The sequence below is a fragment of the Parendozoicomonas sp. 2304DJ65-17 genome, from assembly GCF_058148445.1.
Genome location: NZ_JBYVJV010000009.1, coordinates 1 through 18,595 on the forward strand (window position 1 = coordinate 1; position 18,595 = coordinate 18,595).

At 48.1% G+C, this 18,595-nt stretch carries 13 protein-coding genes; 7 read left to right on the top strand and 6 right to left on the bottom strand.

The window, feature by feature from the left end; translation table 11 throughout:
- From ACY2RR_RS18975 to ACY2RR_RS18990, 4 genes are all read right to left on the bottom strand, one after another.
- Nucleotides 1-3,114: beta strand repeat-containing protein (locus ACY2RR_RS18975; RefSeq protein ID WP_490109751.1), on the bottom strand; the 3,114-nt coding region annotated here is incomplete at its 3' end.
- Nucleotides 3,115-3,176: 62 nt separating this feature from the next.
- Nucleotides 3,177-4,481, bottom strand: a complete 1,305-nt coding sequence (locus tag ACY2RR_RS18980) for a TolC family protein (protein WP_490109752.1) — start codon at nucleotides 4,479-4,481, stop codon at nucleotides 3,177-3,179.
- Between the two features lie 252 nt (nucleotides 4,482-4,733).
- Complete coding sequence (locus ACY2RR_RS18985; RefSeq protein WP_490109753.1) at nucleotides 4,734-7,841, bottom strand: efflux RND transporter permease subunit; 3,108 nt, start codon at nucleotides 7,839-7,841, stop codon at nucleotides 4,734-4,736.
- A gap of 1 nt (nucleotide 7,842) precedes the next feature.
- The gene (locus ACY2RR_RS18990) at nucleotides 7,843-8,958 is read right to left on the bottom strand and encodes an efflux RND transporter periplasmic adaptor subunit (RefSeq protein WP_490109754.1); all 1,116 of its coding nucleotides are present in this window, start codon (nucleotides 8,956-8,958) and stop codon (nucleotides 7,843-7,845) included.
- A gap of 788 nt (nucleotides 8,959-9,746) precedes the next feature.
- On the opposite strand from ACY2RR_RS18990, the gene ACY2RR_RS18995 reads away from it, so the two are divergent.
- The gene (locus tag ACY2RR_RS18995; RefSeq protein WP_490109755.1) at nucleotides 9,747-10,982 is read left to right on the top strand and encodes a tetratricopeptide repeat protein; all 1,236 of its coding nucleotides are present in this window, start codon (nucleotides 9,747-9,749) and stop codon (nucleotides 10,980-10,982) included.
- A gap of 71 nt (nucleotides 10,983-11,053) precedes the next feature.
- Entirely contained in the window at nucleotides 11,054-11,533 is a 480-nt protein-coding gene (locus tag ACY2RR_RS19000) for a L,D-transpeptidase family protein (protein WP_490109756.1), read from the top strand.
- A gap of 551 nt (nucleotides 11,534-12,084) precedes the next feature.
- On the opposite strand, the gene ACY2RR_RS19005 is transcribed toward ACY2RR_RS19000, so the two are convergent.
- Nucleotides 12,085-12,480, bottom strand: a complete 396-nt coding sequence (locus ACY2RR_RS19005; protein WP_490109757.1) for a hypothetical protein — start codon at nucleotides 12,478-12,480, stop codon at nucleotides 12,085-12,087.
- Nucleotides 12,481-12,591: 111 nt separating this feature from the next.
- The gene (locus ACY2RR_RS19010; RefSeq protein ID WP_490109758.1) at nucleotides 12,592-13,515 is read right to left on the bottom strand and encodes a LysR family transcriptional regulator; all 924 of its coding nucleotides are present in this window, start codon (nucleotides 13,513-13,515) and stop codon (nucleotides 12,592-12,594) included.
- A 116-nt stretch (nucleotides 13,516-13,631) separates the two neighbouring features.
- Here ACY2RR_RS19010 and ACY2RR_RS19015 point away from each other — a divergent pair, with 116 nt between their 5' ends.
- From ACY2RR_RS19015 to ACY2RR_RS19035, 5 genes are all read left to right on the top strand, one after another.
- Nucleotides 13,632-14,612 (top strand): DMT family transporter, encoded by a 981-nt coding sequence (locus tag ACY2RR_RS19015; protein WP_490109759.1) that lies wholly within the window; start codon nucleotides 13,632-13,634, stop codon nucleotides 14,610-14,612.
- 43 nt (nucleotides 14,613-14,655) lie between these two features.
- Entirely contained in the window at nucleotides 14,656-15,264 is a 609-nt protein-coding gene (locus tag ACY2RR_RS19020; protein WP_490109760.1) for a nitroreductase family protein, read from the top strand.
- 231 nt (nucleotides 15,265-15,495) lie between these two features.
- On the top strand, nucleotides 15,496-16,578 hold the full coding sequence (locus ACY2RR_RS19025; protein WP_490109761.1) for a LysM peptidoglycan-binding domain-containing protein: 1,083 nt from the start codon (nucleotides 15,496-15,498) through the stop codon (nucleotides 16,576-16,578).
- The gene (locus ACY2RR_RS19030) at nucleotides 16,568-17,404 is read left to right on the top strand and encodes a hypothetical protein (protein ID WP_490109762.1); all 837 of its coding nucleotides are present in this window, start codon (nucleotides 16,568-16,570) and stop codon (nucleotides 17,402-17,404) included. The genes ACY2RR_RS19025 and ACY2RR_RS19030 overlap by 11 nt, the downstream gene beginning before the upstream one ends.
- A gap of 91 nt (nucleotides 17,405-17,495) precedes the next feature.
- Nucleotides 17,496-18,566 (top strand): helix-turn-helix domain-containing protein, encoded by a 1,071-nt coding sequence (locus tag ACY2RR_RS19035; protein WP_490109763.1) that lies wholly within the window; start codon nucleotides 17,496-17,498, stop codon nucleotides 18,564-18,566.
- Nucleotides 18,567-18,595 lie beyond the last annotated feature (29 nt).

Here is an 18,595-nt window from a genome sequence, read left to right on the forward strand (position 1 = left end):
CACACCAATGGTCACTGTCACTGGGACACTGATGTTGCCAGCCAGGTCACGGGCAACAATTTGGTGATCATTGCTATTGGCACCACTCTCAAAATCATTGGCACCACTGGCCGCACCGGCTTCGGTCAACGTGATCTGACCATTGGCATCAATAGAGTAGAAGCCATCGGTACTGATATTGGACGGGCTGCCATTGTTGTGGAACTGATAACCGGTGACACCGACGGCATCGGTGGCCGCCACGGTGCCAACCACAAAACCCGCGGCCTGGTTCTCGGCGTAGCTAAAGCTCTGATCGGCGGTGATGACCGGCTTGATATCATCCACATCAATCACCGCGAGGGTGATACCTGTTGCCGCACTGCGATTACCTGCAGCATCTTCAGCGATAATCTGGTAGGTGCCGCTGTTCACACCGTTTTCAAAATCGTTCAGGTCACTGGCAGCTCCCAGCGCTGTCAGAGTGACACGACCTGTGTCGTCAATCAGGAAGAAACCATCCGCACTGGTCGCTGACGGCGTGCCATTGTTAGCAAACAGGTAACCGGTAACACCCACAACATCGGTCGCAACCACAACAGCGACTTCGGCACCAACACTCTGACCTTCCACGTAACTGAAACTTTGATCAACCGTCACCACAGGGGCTGTGTCGTCTACATCCGTGACACCCAGCGTGACACTCTCAGCATCACTGGTGTTGCCGGCGGCATCGGTCGCCACAATCTGGTAGTCGGTGCTGTTGGCGCCATTCTCAAAATCATTGGCACCACTGGCTGCGCCAGCTTCAGTCAGGGTAATCTGACCGTTGGCATCAATGGCGTAGAAACCATCGGCACTGGTGTTGGACGGCGTCCCCCCGTTATAGAACTGGTAACCGGTGACACCCACCGCATCGGTCGCTGCCACAGTACCAACGACAAAGTCAGCAGCCTGGTTCTCGGCATAGGTGAAACTTTGATCGGCTGTGACCACTGGCGCGGTGTCATCCACATCGGTTACACCTAACGTCACACTCACAGCGTCGCTGGTGTTGCCTGCCGCATCGGTCGCCACAATCTGATAGTTGGTGCTGTTGGCACCACTCTCAAAATCATTGGCACCGCTCGCCGCACCGGCTTCAGTCAACGTGATCTGACTGCTGGCATCAATGGCGTAAAAACCATCGGCACTGGTGTTGGACGGCGTACCCCCGTTATAGAACTGGTAGCCGGTGACACCCACCGCATCGGTTGCAGTCACTGTTCCGACCACAAAGTCAGCAGCCTGGTTCTCGGCATAGGTGAAACTTTGACCCGCTGTGACTTCTGGCGCGGTGTCATCCACATCCGACACACCAATGGTCACTGTCACTGGGACACTGATGTTGCCAGCCAGGTCACGGGCAACAATTTGGTGATCATTGCTATTGGCACCACTCTCAAAATCATTGGCACCACTGGCCGCACCGGCTTCGGTCAACGTGATCTGACCATTGGCATCAATAGAGTAGAAGCCATCGGTACTGATATTGGACGGGCTGCCATTGTTGTGGAACTGATAACCGGTGACACCGACGGCATCGGTAGCCACCACGGTGCCAACCACAAAACCCGCGGTCTGGTTCTCGGCGTAACTGAAACTGGAATTCCCCTCAAAGTGGGGTTGCTCTGTATCAACTTTGATAACAAAGCCCTGACTACTCTGGGATTGATTTCCAGCTATATCTGTTTGTCGAACGTAGAGTGTATATTCACCGTCAGTACCTAAAACAGGCTGCTCATTAACCCAAGTATTGCCATCAAGACTGTATTCAACATGAGCTCCCGGCTCTACTCCTGATACCGTGAGTTGACTGATATCAGCAATAGCATTGTTTCCGGTTTGAGTGCTCAGGACTGGTGCTTCAACAACAGTATCAAGGGTATAACCGAAAGCTGTAACTGTCTGATTTCCGGCAACATCTGTCTGGCGAATATAAACAGTCTGTTCGCCTTCACGAGGGCTGAACTGAGATGACCAGCTATTCTGGTCGTAGCTGTACTCTATGCTTGTGCCGGTTTCTCCAGGCTGGACTTCGAGGCTGACACTGCTTGATATATTGTCTGTGTCGCTGGTTCCTGTATCAGTTGATAACTGAACCGACGGGGCAGTCAGCTGTGTATCCAGATTAAATGTGAACTGGCTGCTGCTGGAAACATTTCCCAAAGTATCAATCTGGCGAACATAAACTGTATTTTGCCCTTCTACAGGTACGAAAGAGCTATTCCAGTTTTCACCATCAAGGCTGTACTGAATACTGGCACCAGCTTCCTTCCCACCCAGGGCAAGTGTGCCAATCGAGGTAATAAGGTCGGCTGCAACGCCAGTATCACTGGCCAGAGACACTTCAAGTTGAGGAGCAAATCTATCAATGGCAACGGTTTGATTGCCATAACTTTGGCCATTTGTGGCGATGCCGGACACTGAAACCTGTTGTCCATGTTCCAAAGGAGTTGCAGGTGTGAACAACCATGTTCCATTGGTACCGACGGTAACTGTTGTGTCAGACAAGTTACTGCCCGGAAACGACACTGTCAGTACACTGCCAGGCTCTGCTGAACCTGTTAAGAAATCACCATTACTCGGCTGAATGATCAAGTCAGGAATTGCTGGTACTGAAGCACTGGACTCCGATGAGTAAATATCTGTTGGAGCTGGTCCGGGTCTTACGTCCTGCTGAGTGCTCCGCAAAGGTGTTGCGTCCGGTTCCAGCACTGGCTCAGCAAATGAGCCGGAATCCAGAACGGAAAAGGGAGGTGCATCATTACCTGCGGAGGGAGGTGGCAGCTGTTCAGGGTCAAAACCCGTTTCATTATCTTGTGTGCGCTCAACCTTCGTTCCATCTTGATTGAGTAAAGCCAGTGTCTCTCCAGCGACTGACAGGGTGAACTCCTGATCAAGCACACGTTCTGCGAGGCCTTCCAGAGTCAGCCAGACTTCTCCAGTGTCCAGCATCAGTAGAATGTCGTTATCAACCTGCACCATCTGCACCGGGGCAGACGGGTCAACAATGAGCAGCTCATCACCAGCCTGCAGATCGGACACATTGGTAAATTCAATCTGCTTACTGTCTCGGTTTACGACAATCTTCATCCAGGCCTGTCCTCAAAAACTATTCTTATTCGGTTTTATAAATGACGTTCAGTGGATGACCACTAACGACTCGCCAGAACCTGGCGAATAGAACCTGTGGAATAAAGCAACTCATAGGAGTAGCGCTGTGCGTCATACGTTGCATTCAGGAAGCCTTCCTGAGCGCGCTGATACTGCCGCAAGGTTTTGAGAACATTCTGCAGGTTACTGGTATTCCCTGCTTCCAGATCCAGTTTCTGTCTGGAAGATGTCAGTAATGAGTGAATGCGATCCAGATCATCGCGATAAAGGTCGACAGCTCTTAAGGAAGATTCACGGTACTGTTTGGCAACACGTACACGACGAAGAACATCTTGTGTCAGGTAAGTTAACCGGGCCTGGGCTGCATCCATCTCAGCCATGGCACGGCCAATTTGTGCACTGCGGTTTTGCCCGTAGAGCTGCCAGTTCATACGTACCAGTGCACTACTTTCATTACGACTACCGGTGATACCTTCAATCCCTTCATCCCAGCGATGAGAAACTTCCAGACCAACGGTTGGCATATTGTCGCTGCGTGCTTCATCAATAAGGGCCTGCAGCTCAGCAAGCCTCATCTGCTGCTCCAGCAACTGGGGGTGTTGCTCCAGAGCAAGATCCTGCCAGCTGGCAGTCTGGGAAAACAAATCAGTCGATGGGGCTTCAGGTGGGCTCAGCTGTGTTGGACGTTTTCCCAGATCAACGGTATAGGCTTCTTCAGCTTCAAACAGCTTTTGCATAAGCTGCTGGCGATTCAGTTCGACCTCACTGCTGGATAACTGGATCTCTTCCAGTTCAGAAACAGAGGCCTGCCCGCCTTTTACCCGCTTTTCCACATGTTTCAGCAGGCGGGTGTACTCTTTCTTGAGTTCGGAGTTAAAACTCAACAACTTACGATATCGGAATACATCGATATAGGCTGTTGCAGCTTTCATCAGAACTTCATCTCGGGTGCCGTCCAGAGAGTGTCGGGCCATAAGCAGCCTTTTCCCTGCTGCAGACAAACGGCTATCAAAGCGACCGCCGTCGAAGAAATCCCACCGGGCAGTCAGACCAGCACCATAGCGATCTTTTACGTCATCATTGCCAGCCGCACGTGTCGCATTATCTTTTCGCTGTGAGTAACCAGCATCTGCTGAAGCCGACACTTGAACAAGGCGAGCTCGCTCTTCAAGAGAGATATCTTTTTCGGCAACGGACACCAGACTTTCTTGCTCGATAATATGAGCGCTGTTCTGCACGGCCTGGCTCAGAGCACTTTTAAACTCAGTTGCCTGTAGGGAAGATGAAGTGCCTGCCACACAGAGAGAAATCAACAGGCCGGTTAATAGCTTTTTTGTTTTTAGCATTTCCGACATCACTTTGTTTTTAAAAACAAAACTTTTGTTTTTTAGAATGCCGGGAATGTTAACGCTTTTTGTAGTGTTTCTATTGATTGCTGTCGTATAACGTGAATGTGGTCACTGTATTTGGTAAAAAAACTGACCAAAAGTGTTTGATCCTGACATTTTTTTGCAAAGTGAATAGGAGCCAGTCCATCTCGATAGAAATTTTTTTGAATGCTCCTATCTCAGTGACAGGAGCATTTCTTTCGGGAAGGTTTAAGAAGTTACTGGTGTTAGCTGATCAATAGCAACTGGCTTGGAGCGCATCACCAGCAGGCAGGGAGTCAGTACCAGTGTCAGCACCGTAGCAAAAGCCAGACCTCCTGCCAGCGCTGTAGCCAGCTGATTCCAGTAAGCTGTTGAAGGCGCACCAATTTCAATACGGCCATCAAACAGATAGATGTTAGCGTTCATCACCATCGGAATCAGACCCAGGATTGTGGTGATAGTTGTCAGCAATACTGGCCGCAGGCGCTGAGCGCCGGTTCGCAGTATCGCTTCTGTCGCATCCAGCCCTTTGCGGCGGAAAATATTGTAGGTGTCGATCAGTACAATATTATTATTCACCACAATACCGGCCAGAGAGATCACTCCCACACCAGACATAACAATGCCGAAGGGTTGCCCTGAAATCAGCAGACTCAACAGCACCCCGCCAGTCGACAAGACAACGGCACTGAGAATCAGGCTCATCTGGTAGTAGCTGTTAAACTGGGTCACCAGAATTATGGCCATGACAAACAGCGCGACCATAAATGCGTTAACCAGAAATTCACCGCTCTCCTGTTGATCTTCCTGTTCGCCTTTAAAGGCAAAACCAATATCTGGCCCCAGATCCAGTTCTTTCAGCATTTCGGCAAGGACCGGTAACTCCCTTGCCAGCTGCACGCCTTCTTTTAAATCGGCATCAACAGTGATGGCACGGCGGCCATCAACCCGCTGAATATTGCCAACCCTTGGCTGCACTGTTCTGGTCACGAAACTGCTGACCGGCACCAGGCCATTGGCTGTCATAACCCGCAGGCTATCTAACTGTTCAATATGGCGCTGGTCTTTGGGGTAACGGGCGCGAATCTCGACTTCTTCATCCACATCATCGGGGCGGTAATCTCCAAGGCGCAAACCATTAGTCACCAGTTGTACAGTACTACCAACCACGGCAACATCTGCACCAAACCGTGCAGCTTTGGCGCGATCTACATCCAGCTGCCATTCCAGCCCCGGTATCGGACCGTTGTCGCCAATGTTGGTAAAGCCTCCATGGCTGGCCAGCATGGTTTTGATTTCAGCTACAGCATTCTGCAACTTATCAAAATCGCTGCTCACCACCTCCAGCTGTAATGGTTTGCCGTTCTGGGGACCGTCTTTCATTACCTGCACTTCAACTTCAAGCCCCGGTATGGTTTCTAGCCGCCGACGGATTTCTGCAGAAGCGTAATCGGAGTGGTGCCGGTACTGCCATTCCAGCAATGTGACACGCAGGGTTCCTACTTTGGTAGACCCTCCGGCACGGCTGTAGACAGTGTCAATCTCTTTAAAGTCTTTCAGCAGGGCTTCCGCTCTTAGTACCAGAGCATTCTTCTCTTCGATGGAAAGGTCCGCGCCCCGGGCGCGCAGATTGACAATAATGTTTTTGTTATCGGTCTCTGGGAAAAACTCCACGCCTGACCCATGTGTGGCAAAGGTTGAGAAAATGGTGACCACAATGGCCAGAGTTGCTCCCAGAACCAGCCAGGGATGACGCACGGCTTTGGCCAGAAAACGCACATAACTTCCGCTCAAACCTTTTACGGTAAGAATGTCACCGGTTTCTGCCTGTTCATAAACCTGAGCCTGTTCAGATGTCAGCAAACGTGGTTTGCCAAACAGGCTCCCCAGGGTTGGAATAAAGATCAGTGCCGTTACAAGCGATGCTGTAAGAGTGGCAATCATGGTCAGCGGCAGATAACTCATAAACTCACCAGCAATACCTGGCCAGAAGAGCAGGGGAGCAAACGCCGCCAGCGTGGTTGCTGTTGAGGCAATAATGGGCCAGGCCATGCGCTGGGCCGCTTCCCGATAGGCCTGTTTGCGGTGCTGGCCTTCAATCATCTTCCGGTCGGCATATTCGGTCACAACTATGGCGCCATCAACTAACATGCCCACCGCCATAATCAGAGAGAACAGCACTACCATATTCACGGTGTAACCCAGAACACCCAGCACCAGAATACCGGTTACGAATGAAGTGGGGATTGCCATGCCTACCAGGCCGGCACTGCGTAAACCCAGAGCACCTACAACCACAATAACAACCAGCAGAACAGCGGTGAGCACATTGTTCTGCAGGTCATTGAGCATGTTCTGCACTTCTATAGACGTGTCACCTACATAATCCACCTGCAGGTTGGACGGCCAGAATGGACGCAATTGTTCTACCATCGCTTTCACCTCGGCGATGGTTTCAAAGATGTTCTCTCCAGGGCGTTTTTTTATCTCAAGTGCGATACTTGGGCGGCCATTCAAGCGGGCATAGCTGTCTGGGTCTTTATAGGTGACCCGCACATCGGCAATATCAGCAAAAGTCACAACCCGGTCGCCATTGACCTTGATGGGCTGGGATAGAATGTCGGCCGGTGTCTTATATACCGAAGGTAATTTCACCGGGAAACGGCCTTTACCAGTATCCAGCCTCCCTGCTGCGACCAGCTGATTATTACGGGATACGAGATTGAAGATATCGTTCTGATTCAAGCCATAGGTTTCCATGCGCAGCGGATCAATAATGATCTCTGCCACATCTTCCCTGTCCCCTCCGATATCAACCTCAAGTACTTCCTTTAAGGCTTCCAGCCGCTCCTGCAGATCCCGGCCCACTTTGATTAGTGCAATCTGGCTGACATCACCGGAAAGAATCACATTAATGACCGGTTCTTCCTGAGCCAGAGTCACCTGGTTGACGATGGGTTCATCGGTATTATCCGGCAGCTTGGCTTTGGCCTGGTCCACCTTGTCCCGCACATCACTCAATGCTTTGTCGGGATCAACCCCAGCTACAAATTCCATCACTACAGAACCGTGGCCCTGCGAGGAAGTGGAACTCAACTCTTTCAGACCATCGATACCCTGCAGTTCGTTCTCCATAGGGCGAACCAGCAGGCTTTCTGCATCTTCAGGAGAAATACCTTCGTGGGAAATCGAAACGTAAATCACCGGAATAGTAATATCCGGTGAAGACTCTTTGGGAATAGACAGATAAGTTGCTGTGCCAGATACCAGCAGTAACAGCAACATCATAAGAATAGTTCTGGAGTGATCCAGCGAAGCACGTATGAGATTGACCATATTACTGCTCCGCGGCGGCTTCTGGATTTACAAAATCGCCATCACGGACATAACCCTGCCCTAAGGTTATCACTCGTACCTTGTCGTCCAGGCCGGCCAGCCATACACCATCACTTTCCGTACGGACAATATCTATGGGGGCAAAGCGCACCTGGTTATTATCTTGCAGGTACTTAATACCTGGTTCACCAGTTTCGCTCAGGCTCAGCAGAGCAGGGGAGACCTTGATAGCTGAAGCCTGATCAAAACCAAGAGTAACCTCCGCACTGATACCCGCAGGTATGCGGTAATCAGCATTAGCAAAAACGACTTCCACATTAAAGGTATTGGTAGCAGGATCAGAGTTAGAGGCAATGTATCGCACTGTTCCGGTGTGTGCTTCACCGGTTAAGAGACGAATAGAGGCATTCTGGCCAAGTTCAATATCCGCTATATCTGTTTCTGAGGCATAGACGACAACCACCAGTGGATCGAGATCAACAATTTCTGCCACAGCACGACCTTTATCGAGAAAGTCACCCTTTTCGACAAAGCGCTGATTCAGCTTACCGGTAAAAGGAGCTTCAATGGTGGTGTTGGCGAGCTCCAGCTGCCAGCGCTTCAACTCAGCTTTTGCTGAGGCTAAAGCGGACTGAGCGGCAGCCAGTTGGGTGCGTGCCTGAAACCCCTGGGCATTGAGTTTTTGGACACCTTCAAACTCCAGAGTTCTCTGGGCGACCAGAGCTTTGGCATAGGCCAGTTGATCGGCTCGTGCATCACGATCTAACTCAACCAGAGGCTGGCCAGCTTTTACCAGACTGCCTTTGGTGGTCAGCACTTTTATAACTTCGCTGTCCAGCTCACTGCTCACTGTTACCATGCGATCAGCGGAAGTGCGGCCATAAAGGGAAAGTTCGCGAGCCACAGGCTCAGCCTGATAGGTTGTAAACTCGACTCTGGCCAGTTTTTCCTGCCCGGCTTGAGGTGATCCTTCTATTGTTGTCTGTTTTTTAGCCGGTGGTACACCTTCACCGGCCATAATGTGCTCGCCATTAAAAAGATAAAAGAACAGGGCCAGGCTGATAACCAGGGCCAGAAGGTAGGGACGTTGCTGAAATTGATTGACCAATGCTTTCACAATGAGGCTCTGGTTTGCTGTTATTGGTTTTAAAAGGGTGTAACCCTGCCAAGGGAAATCCCGCCTTATGACTTGAGCAACTCACGATTTTCAGGTGGCTGGCAGGTATTGCAAGACGCCAGATCACCTTGTTTTTTTATTGTTTGGACTTTGCCGATTATTGTAGGGAAAAGCAAACCGTTACTGCTTGGGCATTATACAAATGAATGGCCAGCCCCAGCATCAGGGTTGCTGTTACCTGCTACGTGCGCGGTAACACTTCACAGTAGCGAATACTTGCCGGGTAACACTTTGTAACCTCCTGATTTTACGTTGTTTCCTCGCGATCCCTTGATATACAAGGGATGTCGTTTTTTGGCACACCATCTGCAGTGTATAGGGCGTAAACAGGCAAAAGGTTCCGGAAGAGAATCTTGCCAGGCGAGCAGTAATAAAAATAATAAATGGCAATAACAACAATAAAGGCCAGCTCGAGTAACAAGAACAGTCGTATAATAAAAACAAGAATAACAATAAAAACAAAAGACCCTTTCCGAGAATCCAGGCCCCGCATTGCGGGGTTTTGTTTTTCCAACCTGTTGCTTTCCATGCGACAGCTATTGAGTTACTTCTGTTAAACCATAAAATGACCAACAAATAATAAGCCCATCTCCAAGATGTGCTGTGTCAGGATGACGAAGTATGTGTGATGTTTGTAAGAGCAGTGTTGAGAAAAGTGTCGCGGTAGCATTTGATGCAAAAGCAGTTGATAAAACAGTTATCTGTTCTGTTTAGGAAAGGAGTCGAGAATGAATTTTGAGCTCATTCAACTAACTATTGCTTACACCTTTACCGCTGTTCTCGTCTTCACTGCGGTGATAACTGCACTTTCGCTGATAGGCAAGGTACGTTTCGCGGAGCAAGGTCAACAAAGGGTTCTTTTCCGAGTTCTCATCGTAGAACTGGTAATAGTTGGCGTTGGTTTTTTCGGTGGGTTGATGAAGTTTGACGCTAACGAAGTGCAGAGAAATATTGTTACTTCAGAACTCAATGCACGAAAGCAGATTTTTGATAGTAAGCTCTCTGAAGCACAACGCCTATATGAAGCTGGGCAGCTTACGGCGGCTTATGAATTAGTAAACGACTTATTTCGTTCAGACGAATTAGAAGAATACTTCCCCATAAAAGATTTGTTTGTGCTCAACGGAGATATATCAAAGAGCCGTAAGTTTTGGTTAGAAGCGGTCGAATCTTATGGGCCTGCACTAAAACTAGATCCTAATAATATTGATCTCATCATTAGTGCAGGCTACGCGCAACGACAATTGCAAAATTATGAAAAGGCGGAGTCCCTTTATGAGCATGCACTTTCGGCACAGGGACAAAATTGGGCCGTGCTTAACGGATATTATAATTGCCTTCGCAGATATGCTGCTTTCCTATCTGATGAATACCCAAAGATCGCAAACGAGAAATTTCAAAAAGCAGCTAAAACAGCACAACAGATGGCAATTGTTGCAGCAAATGAAAAGGAGAAACGTTTTTCTGATGTTGCTAAAGCCACTCTCTATTGGGAATGGGAAAAATACGATATAGCATCTTCAACTTACAGACAGTTGATTGATAAGTACCCTGAGCAAGCTCGATTCAAGGAAGATTTAGCTGCCATTCTTGTTGAGATGGAAAAGTTCTCAGAGGCAAAAAATCTTTATGCGGCGTTGTATAACGAAGAGAAAAAGGCTGGTACAACATCCTGGTTTGTCGGTTCAGGATATGCCGAGGCTGCGAGCAAAGCTGAAGCTCTTTCATCAGAGCTCAATCTGGCATTGGAAGCCGGTTTAGCCGCAATAGCGGAAAAACCGGATGAACCATTCTCCTACTATGCAGTTGCACTTGTATATAAAGGGCTGGGCGATGAGGATGCCGCGATTAGGTATATTAAAGAAGCTGAAGCCTTAGAGGCGAGACGCGATACAAATATCCATACTTATGACCGGACTCGTCACAAGTTGTACCAGTCACTAATGAAGAAATGGAGTACGTAAGGAAGACGTACTACAGGGGCAGATAAACGTATGTTACATGCTCAACTAACCTAGGGTTAATATTAAATCGAATGATGAGAATTTTCTTTCTAGTAATCTCAATGCTTTTCTCTCTTCAAGCTTTTGCTGCTGTAGATCTTGTGAGAGTTGATAAATCTGAGCGCCTTATGTATTTAATGGATGGCGAAAAAATCGTGAGGAAATACACGATTTCTCTTGGTGCAAATCCAAAAGGCCACAAGCAGCAAGAAGGCGATGAACGTACACCGGAAGGAATATACACTCTAGATTACAAGAAAGAAGACTCTTCATTTTACAGAGCTATGCATGTCAGCTACCCAAACTTAGCAGATGTAAGGAACGCCGACGCCAAAGGTATCGAACCGGGAGGTTTTATCATGGTTCATGGCCAGAGAAACTGGTTAGGTTCATTAGCTTTCATCGCACAAAGTTTTGACTGGACAGATGGTTGCATTGCAATCACTAACGATGAAATGGATGAGTTTATGAGTTTTGTTACTGTTGGTACAACAATACAAATAGAGTGGTAATAGCCTTTAACATGAATCTGCTTTTTATCTGTACAGAGAACAAGCTTAGAAGTGCTACAGCAGAGTCAATCTTCACAGATCTACCCGGGTTTAATGCCATAGGTGCAGGCACGAACAAAGATGCTGAAACAACCATATCGGGAGATCTTATAGAGTGGGCAGACCTGATCTTTGTCATGGAGTCAGTTCACAGAAGAAAGGTCACGAAAAAGTTCTCTGCCTTACTCAAAGACAAAAAAAATTCGTGCTTAAGCATTCCCGATAATTACGACTACATGGCTCCCGAACTGATCTCCTTACTACGAGCGAGAGTATCAAATTATATAGAACTACCAGCCAATCGCATCTAATATGCGTGGTGTTCTATAAAAGTCGCTATAAAGAAGAAATCTCTTGGGACTTGACACTTGCCCCAGATTTGGCTCCTAAAAAACTAGCCAAAGCCCTGAAGCCTTTACCAACTGTTGGTTAAGACGGTTTTAAAGTTGACCGAAGCTTCTAGGAAGCTGCGGGCATCATAGAAGCAAAGCAACGAACGGCAGAAGCCCTTGTTATACATTGCGGACTCGGGGCTCTGTGCCCGATAAGACATTTGCAGAATAGTTTGTTGTTGCAATAAACCATTCCCTAATACCTACAGCCTTTGAAACATTCAGAGTTCCTTGCTCTGTAGCTTCTCCGTTAGACCAGCCACCTTTGACAATTTCGTAGACGCAGTAAGGCTGGTAAAAGGTTTTACAATCATCGTATCGTATGAGATCTCCTTCCTCTAGAACACGATAACCACGAGCATCTTGAAAGGTGACCTCAAATCGTTGTACTGGAGCATTCTTCCCGTATGCTTCAACCGTAATAGTTAAGCCGTCACTCGAGTCAATCAGGCTAACAATGTCACTTTCCCCAGTTCCCGTACGTTTTCCAGCGAAAGGCTTGGTTTCAATTTTCATTATTTGTATTTGAAATTAAGAGTATCGTATACATAAAAGTATAACTGACGTAGATATAGAAAACGTCCAAGTATGATTTGTACCGCTGAGTTACTAAGAACCATCAGCCCTCTAACTCACGGAAATGATACCCCTATCCCAATAAGGCTGCTGCTGGCCAATCTTTTCAATCAGAAATTCAATAAAGACCCGTACCTTGGCTGGCAGGTAACGACGATCTGGATAAACGGCATACATCTCCTGCTGAGGCATTTGGTATTCCGGAAGTACCTGAATCAGCTCACTAGAATGCAGGTAGCGGCTGGCTACAAATGTGGGTAAACGACCAATACCACTGTGCCCCAGCATGGCTTCAACAAGAGCTTCACTGTTATTTACCAGAAGTTGTCCGGTTGGTTTAATACAGGCCCTTTCCCGGCCATTATCCAACACCCATTCAATACCACGCTGGTAATACACGTAATGCAGGCAGTTATGGTCGTATAGCTGGTGTGGAGTTTCAGGCAGGCCGTGAGTTTCAAGATACTGGGGGGAGGCCGCCAGAAGATTATGAATGGGTGCCAGGCGTCGGGCCACCAACGTTGAGTCTGGTAAATCCCCGCCTCGAATCGCCAGGTCAAACCCTTCACCAATAAGATCAGTCACCCGATCATCCATCATCATCTGTACTGTGATGCCGGGGTAGCGTCGCATAAATTCCGATAACAACGGGGCGATATGTAAACGCCCGAAAGACGTTGAAGTTGAGAGTTTTAACAACCCTTTGGGGTCACCCTGCAGTTCAGTAACAGCATCTTCAGCAGCCTGGGTAGCAGCCAGTGCTTCCAGCGCCACAACAAAGTAGCGTTCGCCGGCCTCTGTTGGGCTGATTTTCCGGGTAGTCCTATGTAAAAGTTTTGCACCCAGACGCTCTTCAAGCTGAGCAATGCGCTTACTGACTGCCGATGTAGAAACCTTCAGTTTACGTGCCGCTGCGGCAAAGCCGTTGCTTTGCACAACCTCAACAAATACCTCCAAAGCACTGAGATGACTCACCTTATTATCCACTTTTTCTCAATAGTGACTTTCCAATATGACTAATTATCAAATTAAAAGAAACAAATTACAGTGTTTATAACGATGATAAACAGCGATTGTGAGCAGTAAACGGTATGAGCAATGTGATAAAACTCTGGGGGCTGGGGCTAACGCTGGCTGTACTTGTTGCCTTGTCAAAAGCACTGAGTCAGGTTGGTTTCCATCCTATTCATATTGCTCTACTGCAGGCTGCTGGCAGTGTGGTGGTACTGGGTGCATTTGGTTTTCCGAATTTACAGTCATCTGTTCGACAGCATTGGCAGTACTTTGCCATTGCCTCACTGCTGGGTTTTACCTTACCCCAGTTGATAGTTTTTTATACCGCTCAGCATCTAGGTGTAGGCATCGCTTCGCTCAGTTACGCCTTACCACTGCTGGTAACCTGGTTGCTATCACTGGTTCTGCGGATAGAAACTTTTGCCTTTAAGCATTTGCTGGCATTGATAACAGTGGTGGCCGGAACTTTTTTGTTTTTATGGCAGCCAGCAGCTCTTTTCTCTTCTCCCGTGCCAGAACAGAATTCAGGTCTTACGCACCCTGTGTTGTGGCTGGCCCTGTTGGCACTGGTGCCGATATGTCTAGGTTCGGCCAACATTTACCGGATTCGGTTCTGGCCGGCCAACCTGCCTGCTCTGCATGTAGCACTTATGACCAACCTGTTCTCAGCCATAAGTTATCTGTTGGCGCTGCCTGTTCTTGAAGTACAGGCTCTGCCGAACCTTGATTTGTTTATGAATGGCAATGTTTTCGGGTTGATGGTTCTGGTTGCTGTACTTGGTGGTGCGAATCAGCTGTTGCTGTTTTCACTACATCGCACTGCTGTACCGGTTTTCATTAGTCAGATTGGTAGCGTGACCACATTTTGTGGTGGGCTGATTGGTTTCGTGGTGTTCCAGGAGCCCTACACACTACAGACGCTACTGGCCTCTCTACTGATTCTGGCTGGGGTGATGGTTTACAGCCGTATGAAAATGCGCGCCGCACATTCCCACCTCAACCAGGTACAGGCCACGGTGAAACCTGTGCCATCGGCGGCCATCTCATCCACAAAATAATGCTACTCCCTGACTTCTTGCATCAACCATAAAGGAAATCATCATGGATATTTTTACAGCCCTTGAATCACGACGTGCAGTAAAGCATTTCGACACCAGCGCAAAGCTGACTGATACCGAGTTTGAGAGATTGATGGCCGCAGTTATTCTCTCGCCCACTTCATACAATATTCAACACTGGCGCTTTGTTCGAATAACCGACCCGGCTTTGCGTGCCAAAATGAAAGAAGCAGCCTGGGGTCAAACGCAGGTTGAAGAAGCCGCAGAGTTGATTCTACTGTGTGCAGATGTAGATGCCTGGCAGAAGCAGCCAGAACGTTATTTTGCCAATACCGACGCGCAAACCCGCGCCACTATGCTGGGCATGCTGGATAATTTTTATCGCGGGGATAGACAGAAGCAACGGGATGAAACACTGCGCTCCTGCGGTATGGCGGCACAAAGCCTGATGCTGGCCGCGAAAGGTTTGGGGTACGACACCTGTCCTATGATTGGGTTTGATCAGGCAAAGGTCGCTGAGCTTATACATCTGCCAGAGGACCATGTGATTACAATGATGATTGCGCTAGGCAAAGCCAAACGCCCTGCTCATCCACGGAGCGGGCAATTGCCCCTGCAGGATGTGCTTATTGAGAACAGCTTTTCTGCCTGATAGGTCATTGATATAGAGGTATCATTTTCTGATACCTCAAGGTCGCATCAGAAAATGATGCGATACGCCTGTATTACTGCAGTCCCTTTGTACAAGAAGCATGCAATTTGTGATGTTGATGAGAATCAGACCGCTTGTCGAAATCAAAATTGACTACATCGTTTTGTCACAGAAAAGCTGTTAGATTCATTGCGGGATTTATAAACATTATAAGATATGCACGGAGCGCATATGTCTGGCCAGACTTACACCATTCGATCGGGTGATACTCTTTGGGATTTATCAGATCGCTTTCTTGGTTCTCCTACTCAATGGCCACGTCTCTGGCGCTACAATAACCGTCCGGAAGTAATCGCTAGAACGGGTTCTTCAATTGATAATCCAGATTTAATTTACCCTGGCCAGAAACTGTTAATTCCTCAGTTACCAACTGCAAAAAAAGGGCACCAACCAGAACCTGACAAGCCAAAGGCAGAACAACACCGCCCATCCGCACAGCCCAAGCGTACAGGAAAACCAGAATCATCTTCTTTGAAAGATGCACTGGATAATATGCAAAGTCCTATGACGATTCAGTACAGCCTGGAAGATATCCCTTTACCACCCATACCTGTGGGGCCGGGCATTCTGGAAGTAAAGATGCAGGGAAATGTGGCACTGACCAGCACAGCCAGTTTACCTATGACAGCTGTCGTTAATAAAAAGGAACTGTCTGCAAAAATTACTCAGGAAGCTAATCATGCTTTTGGAAAGTTGATCAGTGATGCACAGTTGTCTTACAACGATGAAAAACGTTCCCTTACCTTCAGTGCCATGTTGATATCCAAAAGCAATACACCCAACGCACCAGCAACAGCTGTTGGAGTGAAAACAGATTCAGAAACGCTATTGCCAAAGTTGGTCTTTCAAATCTCATTACCTCCATTAAAAGGGACAATCAACAATTTTACTTATGTTGCCCAAAGCGTCAGCATTACTGCTGAGCTGACACCAACACCGCAGAAACCAACGGCACAACCTCATAGACCTGCACCTGTCGCTGAACCTTCCACAGATTGGAATAAAGTCATAGGTACAGGCTTGATTATTGCTGGTACTGCCATAGTTGTGGGCACCATTATTGAAGACTTCCTGACTTTTGGAGCAGGTGTTGCTGACGATCCTGCATCCTTCGCAGCTGCTGGTCTGAGTTTTTCCCGTGGAATGGCTTTGTGGCGTACAGCATCGGTCGTTGTTCCTCGAGCGGTTGTCCCTGCTATTACCCGTTTTCGCGTCGCTTTTGTTCCTGCAGGAGCTGTACAGTATGCCCGTTAGAGTCTGGTTCTTTTTAACAGCACTATTCGCTCTGCAGGGCTGCGGGCAGCCTTCCATGCAGGAGGAAATGTTACGCTTGTCCGCAAAGCATGAAACCCTGATACAAGCCGGCCCTGAGGATCAGTTTTATGCACCACCTTTCACCCAGCAAGACTCAGCTATTGCTGGAGCAGTGATGACGCCTGCAGCCAATACGGCTCTGGCTGTGGCGCTACCGGCTATAGATGAAGCCCTGGATATTTACCCCGCTGGTTTCTTTCAGCAACGCAGTTCAGCTGTATTTGTCACGGGTTCTCTGACTATGGACGGAGCCATTGCTGGCGGTACTTACGGTAAACGTTGGATCATTATTGTGGCTGATGATGCAGACATTCCATCAGCCATTCGGGAGACTGCCCGTTACGGCGTACACCATGAATTCAGTTCACTGGTCTGGCTGCAGTCGCCACATACAATACTGGCCTGGAAGGGATTGATGCCTGAAAGCTGGCAGGCTGTCAGCAATAATGCTGAAGCTCTTGGTCTTGTGAATGAAGTGTCAGCAAGATACGACGAAGGGTTTTTATCAAGCTACGCCCGCAGCAGTATGGAAAATGATTTTAATACTTATGCCGAGATGGTATTTCTGGAGCCAGAACGCCTGGTAAAGCTTGCTCACAAATACCCGAAAGTAGCGCAGAAGCTTGGGGTGCTGATACGTGCTTATCAGGAGGTGTCTCCAGACATTAATGAAGTATTCCAGCGCTCAGGATTGATGCGGTTTGCTGAGCAAGAGGTGCCTGTTCAGAATATTCCCTTAAAGCTCATGTATTCTAAAGACCTGTAGCTCGCGGATAAGTCATTATGAGCTAACTGCTGTTTTCAAGTTTTAGAATTCGTTATTGGCAAAAAACAACTACATACTAATGAGCTCGCACATGGATGATGCGTTCAGGCACTGGTTTATAAATCAACCAGGGGTTTTGGCTGATTTTACTCAGCCCGAAGATAGTTATCAGCGCACCGATGTTGGTGGTGTGTCATTTCCGCAAACAACCGATTTTCTTCTACGTCGGATTCAGGCAACTGATGTTGAACAATTAACGACATCTGAAGTTGGCCGACATCGGCGCTATGTTCAGCTACAACCTGGAGCATTGGATAACCGTTTGTTTGAAATCAAACTGAATGGTGTGATTCTAATTCGTGAGCAGTTGAATGTAGGAGTACAAATAGAAGCTGGTCCACCAGATAACTTTGTTCCACTGGCTGTTGCTTTGGATAATGCCTGCAACGTTCGGTTTTGTGGCCAGGAAGTCATGCAGAACACAATGTTTCTGGGGGCAGGGGGAGAGTGGGATATGGCTTTTCGTCAACCCTTTGGTTATATGTCCAGCGTTTTAGATAAATCGACACTTGGTAACTGGACATTACAGTTAACAGGTCGGGAGTCCTCACCTGAGTGGTTCCTGAGTCGTACCAGCCCTGTCCCCTTGTCATTGTTGAAATTGTACAAAGCCAAGTTGGCTGACGCTTTCTCCATTCTTGATAGTAATCCTGAAGCTATTCATAACCCCAGCGTACGACATGTCCTGAGTCAGCAGATTATTTACTTATCTGTGAAGCTACTGCTCTCCACTCTGGATAAGAGTACGCCTCTGGACAAATCAAGCCGCAGGTTGAAAGGTGTACAGAGGGTTGTCGATTACCTGAAAGCACATGCCAGAGAGTTGCCGTCTATTCCAGAACTATGCTCAGTCGCGCAGCTTAGTGAACGCAGCCTGGAATACGGTTTTCGAGAACAATTGGGTGTGACACCAGTACGCTACCTGACGCTTGTCCGGCTCAATGGAGCCCGCCGTGATCTGTATTTGTCAGACCCTGGTACAACACGGGTATCAGATATTGCCATGCGCTGGGGGTTTCTTGAGCTTGGTCGATTCTCAGGTGTTTATGCTCGAATGTTTGGTGAACGACCATTGCAGACATTGAATCGTATGAGTTGTTGATAGCTAGAGCATTTTGCTTTGGGACGCCT

What these genes read in the sequence shown, in the direction of transcription:
- ACY2RR_RS18980 (WP_490109752.1), bottom strand. Translation starts at nt 4,481, where the DNA reads ATGCTAAAAACAAAAAAGCTATTAACCGGCCTGTTGATTTCTCTCTGT.
- ACY2RR_RS18985 (WP_490109753.1), bottom strand. Translation starts at nt 7,841, where the DNA reads ATGGTCAATCTCATACGTGCTTCGCTGGATCACTCCAGAACTATTCTT.
- ACY2RR_RS18995 (WP_490109755.1), top strand. Translation starts at nt 9,747, where the DNA reads ATGAATTTTGAGCTCATTCAACTAACTATTGCTTACACCTTTACCGCT.
- ACY2RR_RS19000 (WP_490109756.1), top strand. Translation starts at nt 11,054, where the DNA reads ATGATGAGAATTTTCTTTCTAGTAATCTCAATGCTTTTCTCTCTTCAA.
- ACY2RR_RS19005 (WP_490109757.1), bottom strand. Translation starts at nt 12,480, where the DNA reads ATGAAAATTGAAACCAAGCCTTTCGCTGGAAAACGTACGGGAACTGGG.
- ACY2RR_RS19015 (WP_490109759.1), top strand. Translation starts at nt 13,632, where the DNA reads ATGAGCAATGTGATAAAACTCTGGGGGCTGGGGCTAACGCTGGCTGTA.
- ACY2RR_RS19020 (WP_490109760.1), top strand. Translation starts at nt 14,656, where the DNA reads ATGGATATTTTTACAGCCCTTGAATCACGACGTGCAGTAAAGCATTTC.
- ACY2RR_RS19025 (WP_490109761.1), top strand. Translation starts at nt 15,496, where the DNA reads ATGTCTGGCCAGACTTACACCATTCGATCGGGTGATACTCTTTGGGAT.
- ACY2RR_RS19030 (WP_490109762.1), top strand. Translation starts at nt 16,568, where the DNA reads ATGCCCGTTAGAGTCTGGTTCTTTTTAACAGCACTATTCGCTCTGCAG.
- ACY2RR_RS19035 (WP_490109763.1), top strand. Translation starts at nt 17,496, where the DNA reads ATGGATGATGCGTTCAGGCACTGGTTTATAAATCAACCAGGGGTTTTG.